At 41.8% G+C, this 5,111-nt stretch carries 4 protein-coding genes; all 4 read right to left on the bottom strand.

What is annotated here, in order from left to right:
- On the bottom strand, nucleotides 1–203 hold a 203-nt coding region (locus J6I68_RS13635), incomplete at its 3' end, for a response regulator (protein WP_292221130.1).
- Between the two features lie 37 nt (nucleotides 204–240).
- Nucleotides 241–2,619 carry an ABC transporter permease gene (locus J6I68_RS13630; RefSeq protein ID WP_292221128.1) on the bottom strand — a complete coding sequence of 793 codons (2,379 nt, stop codon included), beginning with the start codon at nucleotides 2,617–2,619 and terminating at the stop codon, nucleotides 241–243.
- A 29-nt stretch (nucleotides 2,620–2,648) separates the two neighbouring features.
- A complete protein-coding gene (locus J6I68_RS13625) occupies nucleotides 2,649–3,464 on the bottom strand; it encodes an ABC transporter ATP-binding protein (protein ID WP_292221127.1) in 816 nt (271 codons plus the stop codon).
- On the bottom strand, nucleotides 3,464–4,849 hold the full coding sequence (locus J6I68_RS13620; protein WP_292221126.1) for an efflux RND transporter periplasmic adaptor subunit: 1,386 nt from the start codon (nucleotides 4,847–4,849) through the stop codon (nucleotides 3,464–3,466). The genes J6I68_RS13625 and J6I68_RS13620 overlap by 1 nt, the downstream gene beginning before the upstream one ends.
- Nucleotides 4,850–5,111: the final 262 nt, after the last annotated feature.

Raw genomic sequence — 5,111 nt, 5'->3', positions numbered from 1 at the left:
TTTTTACAGACATCAAAACCTGATCCATCTCCTAAATTGATATCAAGAAGGATCAGGTCAGCGGTGTTTCCCTCTTCAAAGAAAGCAAGGCAGGATGCGGCGCTTTCTACATACTGCGTAGAAACGTCAAACATCCTGAAATACTCCGCCGTCATTTTTGCAAGTTCAATTTCATCATCCACAATAAGACAGTTGTAATGCATAATTTATCTCCGTATGGATTATTGTAACATAAACAGACTATTCTTCGGTGATCATCTTCACAGGTTCAAGACCTTTTATCCTGCGGCCTATAAGAGCGGAGGTGATAAGGGCAACACCAATGATAATAAACGCTGTGAAAAGATATGATACAGGAGCTATCTTAAAGTCTATCCTCTTAAATCCAAATATCATAAATGTGCCGACCATGAGCTTGCTTCCAAGGGAAGGAGACAGCACAAGACCTAAAGCTACACCAATAAGAATTGAAGGAATATTGGACAGCATGACCTGAAGGATCAGGTCTTTTGAGGTAAAGCCTAAAGCTTTGCTTACACCAAGGTTTCTCCACTGCTTATTGATATTTGTGCGAACGATCAGGGATTCTACAAAGGCCACGATCAGGATCGTAAGTAGGCTTACAAAGTAGGCAAAGAGCTTGATACCGATGGTGATAAGGCCCACGGTCTGGTGAGCTGCAACCTGATAATCAGTTACAGTAACCTCTGGATAAACATCTTTAAATTCTTCTTCAAATTCAGCAAAAGAAACACCCTTTTTAAGCTGCACACAAACCTGCATTGACTCAGGAACAGTAGTGACCTTAGTAAGGCCATCGATTGTCATAAAGGCCATCATCCCCATGTTGTTCATGGTCTGGCAGATACCGCATACAATGAAGGATTCATCAGCCATATCGTTTCTTACAGTCACAACATCTCCAAGGGAAACACCAAGTCTTGAAGCAGCATTTGTTGCAAGCATGACTTCGTTGGGGTGTTTTGGCCAGCGGCCCTCTATAATGGATCCTCCAATGATGTTTGAGGTGTCTGAAAAGGACCTGGTTGTGATATTCTGCTTGTTCTTTTTATGAGAGTAATTTACGCCCATCCAGATCTCTCGCCTGGTATTTTCAACGGTTTTCATGGTGCTTACAGTTTCTTCCATGCTCTCATCACCAGAGAAAAATGCATCATAAACGTCAAAACCGCCAATGTTAAGAACGCCTTCATCATTGCCAAAAGTGTCAGTCATTCCAAAGGCCACCACTGACGAAATGGAGAGGATCATCATGATAAAGATTATTCCAAGCTGGTTTTTAAATCTTCCAAAAGTATCCTTAAGTGACAGTGTCACTGCGATGGGAAGATTAGTCTTATCAAAGGAAAAGAGATTCTTCTTGTAATTGTGAGTGTTAACGCCGCCTCTAAGCGCTGAAAGGACGCTTACCTTACTGTATTCCCGACCGAGCAGGAGAGTAAGACAAGCTACAACCAGGCAAAATCCAAGGAAAACTGAAAGTATCACCACAGTGTTGACGGGCTGATTCCATGTAAGACCAAGGGTGATAAGGATAAGTATCCCGATCTTATCAAGAAGAAGTGCGCCAATAGTGATTCCTACAGCTGCGCCAAGTCCTGATATCATAATAAGCTGGAACAACAGGATAAGTACCAGTTCCCTGACTGTATAGCCGGAAGCTTCCATGATGGCTGTGTTTTTCATGTTGGTCATGATGAAGTTCTTTACGCTGAAGTTGATGATGACGATGGCTATAGCAAAGATGATCACAGCGAAAAGAAATATCAGTGCCACAAAAACAAATGGAAGTATCATGGAACCGGTCTTCATAAGTTCTGCAGGGAGGACATTAGTACCTGGCATCTCAAAATCCGGATTTGCTTTAGAATAGTCATTGTACCAGTTAAGGAGCTCATCACCTATGGTGTCAGAGAGCTTATTAGTATCGATATGTTTCTTTTTGGCAGTGTCAGTCAGCTGAGTCTTTATGTACCTGCTGTCATATGCACCCTTTGGGTTTTCGAAGCGCAGGGTTTCGTACATCCTGTCAGATACATATATCTTGTAGGTTCCCATGTTCATTGGCGAGCAAAAGAGATTATCCTCGTTGTAGCCTGCAACCTTAAAGTCATAGACGTTGTCGCCAATCTTCATCTGAAAGGTGGACCCTATTTTAAAGGCTGAGGATAGAGAGATTGGAATAACCACGTCGTCTCCGGAAAAATCTGAAGCATCAATACTCATAGTCTGGATCTTCTGTGGCTTTTCATAGCTACTAATAAACAGGGGGTATTCAATCCAGTTTTTGCTCCCTTTTAGTTTGTACTTTGAGCTGCAGTCAAGATATTCCTCAACCTCATAGTTTTTTAAATATACATTGCCCTTTATCAGTTCTTCCATCTTTTCGATGGCTGGCTCAGAGTATCCTGTGATAATAAAGATATCAGCGGCATTTATCTTTTCCATGTTGGTGTCGATGACTTTTCCGGTGTCAGCAAGAAATGAAGCGCTGATAAAGATAAAGAGAGAGGAAAGGGCCGATAGTATAAAGAAAGTGATCATATCACTTTTTTGTTTTTTAATATTGTTTTTGGCGATAAAGAAAAATCTGTACATTTTTCTTTCCTTTCGAATATACGGTGTGATCACCAGCCCATATCCTGAAGGAAATTCTTCAGGTTCTGGTGGCGCTTTTTTGCTATTTCCAGATTTGGGTTTGACTCATCTTTGTAGTCACCTGCGTAGGGACCAAGGTCAATCTCGTCACTTATGACGCCGTCGGACAAATAGATTATCCTGTTGCCGCGTTCAGCAGCTTTGATGGTGTGGGTTACCATGACAATGCTCTGGCCTTCGTTATTAAGGTTTGACAGGATGTTAAGGACGTTTTCAGTGTTCTGAGAGTTAAGGGCTCCAGTTGGCTCATCAGCGAAAAGAACTTCAGGAGAGTTGATAACACCTCTGACAACCGCTACACGCTGTTGCTGTCCGCCGGACATCTGGGTAGGGAATTTTCGGAAGTCATTTTCTTCGATCTCTACGCTTTGAAGCAGCCTTTTTGCCCTTTCTGCAAGTTCTTTCCTGTCAGTGGCCTTTAAAAGTCCGCAGACCATTACGTTATCAAGAGCACTCATGCTGTCATTTAAATAGTTTTGCTGAAAGACAAATCCCACGTGACTACGCCTGAAAAGGGCAAGCTTGTCGTTACTGAAAGTGGAGATCTCAGTTTCTTTTTCGCCATCTGCATGATATGTGATCGTGCCCATGCTGGGTCTGTCCATACCGGAAAGGGCGTACAAAAGAGTGCTCTTACCGGAGCCTGAGTTACCCATTATTACAGTGAAATCTCCTTTATAGATGGAGAGATTTAAGTTCTTTAAAACGTGCTGCTGAACAGAACCATTTGAAAATGTTTTGGACAGATCTCTTGCAATTAGTATAGTTTCTTTTTGAAGACTCATTATTTGTTCACCTTTACGCCCATTCCGTCAGTTATTTCTTCGGAGTCTCTCCAAACTACAAGACTTCCCTCGGTAAGGCCATCTTTTATCTCTACCATGTCGTCATTTCTGATGCCGCACTCAACAAACTTTTTGGTGGCTTTTCCGTCATTAGCAACAAAGACATAGCTGCCTTCCTCATCCTCACTGAGAGCTTCAAGTGGGATCCGCAAAACTTCTGAAAGGCTTGCTGTATTTATTTTTGCCTTGGCTTCAAGTCCAAGGATAATGGAGTCATCTGGATTATCCAATGTGATCTCAACACCGATACCTGTGCCGGTTCCTGAGTCCTTGGTCATTCTCTCAATCCTTGAAACTTTGCCGGTGTAGTCCTTGTTTTTGATATTGGCAGTAACCGTCTGGCCTTTTTCAATATTCACTATATCATACTTATTTACACTGGCTTTGATAACAACATCGGATAATGACTTAAGTGTAAGAAGCTTGGCTCCGCAATAAACTTCGCTTCCCTCAGCTGCATCAATTTCAGTAACTATTCCGTCAAAGTCAGCCCTGATGCCTTCTTTTGCAGCAGCATAATAGGAGAGCTTTTCACTATTTGTAAGTTCGTTTGCTTCCTTTATGGCTGTGAGTCTTTCTTTTTCGCCCTTGGTCATGATGCCGCCCACTGTGCTGGCTTTCTGACTTGTCATTTCGGATTTGTATTCCTTAAGGTCCGTGAGCGTAAGCTTTAAAGAATCAAGCTCTTCCTGCATCCTTACTATTTCAGGTGCATATTGCTGCTCGTAAGCATTGGTCTGAATGAGCTTCTGGAGGTTTTCATACTCGTCAGAGTCTGGTTCATCTGACCATTCAATGAGAGATACCTGAAGCTTTGCTCCAAAGTCTGCAAGAGATGCTTTCTTTTCCATGAGGCTGTTCTGAGTCCTTGTGATCTGAGCCTCGGTATCAGCTATCTGCTGATTTAAGACTTCAAGATTTGTTTTAGCTTCGTTATATAACCCGGCGGTTCTTCCAGATGACTGCATGGAGCCTTTGAAACTGCCAAGATCTGCCTTTGCAGTAAGGTTTGCCATTGTCTCAAGCTTTTCCAGATCTTCTTCGTCATAGGAGATCAGAAGGTCTCCCTTTTTAACGAAGTCGCCTTCCTTTATGTGGACCTTACCTATCTTAGCATCAATATCACTGTAGTAGAGCTTATCTGTGTCACTCTCAACAGTTCCGTTTACCTCTACGATGCTTTCAAGGGAGCCCTTGTCAGCCTGATAAGCGCTAACTGACATGGCGGCATTTGAACTTATAGATACACCACCTATTGCAACAGCTGCGACTAAAGCAGAAGATATCAAAATTATTCTCTTTTTACCTTTTATCATTTCAATCATGTTTCTACCTCTTCACTTAATCGTTTACGTTTGCTTCTGACCATACTTTACTGCAACAGACTTTATAAGTCTTAAGTTGTCTCTTGTGTAATTATTAATTGATTCTTAACTGGCCCTTTAAGAACGGAGTAAAGAAATTGTCAGTTGAATTAAGATAAAAAATGAGAGTACAAACCTTTTTGGGTATAATAAGTTCGTCAAAACAAAAAAACTCAGAAAAGGAGTACTCTCATGGACATTGTAACACTTTTAGAACAGCTTA

The sequence above is a fragment of the Butyrivibrio sp. genome, from assembly GCF_017940685.1.
Taxonomy (GTDB): domain Bacteria; phylum Bacillota; class Clostridia; order Lachnospirales; family Lachnospiraceae; genus Butyrivibrio.
The sequence above is the reverse complement of the archived record's forward strand: the minus strand, read 5'-3'. Positions and strand labels throughout refer to the sequence as shown.